This window comes from Gordonia heveisoli (assembly GCF_030315745.1).
GTDB lineage: Bacteria > Actinomycetota > Actinomycetes > Mycobacteriales > Mycobacteriaceae > Gordonia.
Map to the genome: position 1 here is coordinate 1 of NZ_JASXSH010000052.1, position 956 is coordinate 956.

Sequence of the window (956 nt, forward strand, 5' to 3'; positions counted from 1 at the left end):
GCCCAACAACATGAACGGCTACTGAATCGGTTGACCTATGCCGGGGACCGTCAACTCGTGGAAATCTCCGACCGTGGGGTTCCTCGCTCGATGGGCTACCGGTCGCTACCAAACTTTCTGAATACCGCTCTGCGCGTATCAGATCCACGACGACGCCTGACCCAGATCGCGGCCACCAGCCGGCTACGGCAACTCGACGGCCAACTCTCAGAACCAAAATATCCGACCCTGGGTGCACATTTCGCGGCCGGTGCGGTGGGGCCGGCACACCTGCGGGCCGCGATCGACGTGCTCGACACCATCCCCACCGCGGTCGCCCACGACAAAAGGGTGGCCGCCGAACACACCCTGGCCGACCTGGCCGGTCAACACACCCCCGCCGAGATCGCCACCCTCGGTGCCCGGGTCTTGGCTCACCTCGACCCCGACGGTGTCCTCACCGACGACCGTGATCGCCGACGCCGCCGCAACCTGTGGCTCAACCGGCAAAGCGCCGATCACATGTCGAAGGTGACCGGCCATCTCGACCCGGAAACACGTGGCATGCTCGACGTGGTCCTCGCCGCCTGGGCGGCTCCCGGTCTCAACAATCCCGACGACCCCACCTCACCGACCGGTGCCCCCGAGGGCATCGACCCCGACACGTTGAAAGCCGCTGCCGACCGCGACACCCGCAGCCAAGCCCAACGCAACCACGACGCCCTCTCGGCGCTACTCAAAGCTGTCCTCACCGACGGCATGCTCGGTAAAACCCATCGCGGTCTGCCGATCCAGTTGATCATCAAAGCCGACCTGGCCGACCTGCAACGCGCGGCCGGTCTGGCCACCACCGCCAGCGGCTCTCTCATCCCGATCGCCGACGTGATCCGGCTAGCCACCCAAGTCGATCCATGGTTGGCGGTGTTCGACACCGCGACCGCCATCCCCCTGTTCTTCGGGCGGGGGAAACGCTTCGC

1 protein-coding gene is annotated in these 956 nt (G+C 66.0%); it reads left to right on the forward strand.

Going from position 1 to position 956, the window contains the following annotated elements; all coding sequences use genetic code 11:
- Nucleotides 1-57: 57 nt before the first annotated feature.
- Nucleotides 58-956, forward strand: an 899-nt coding sequence (locus tag QSJ18_RS20100; RefSeq protein WP_286328426.1) for a DUF222 domain-containing protein, incomplete at its 3' end; no start/stop codon positions are given.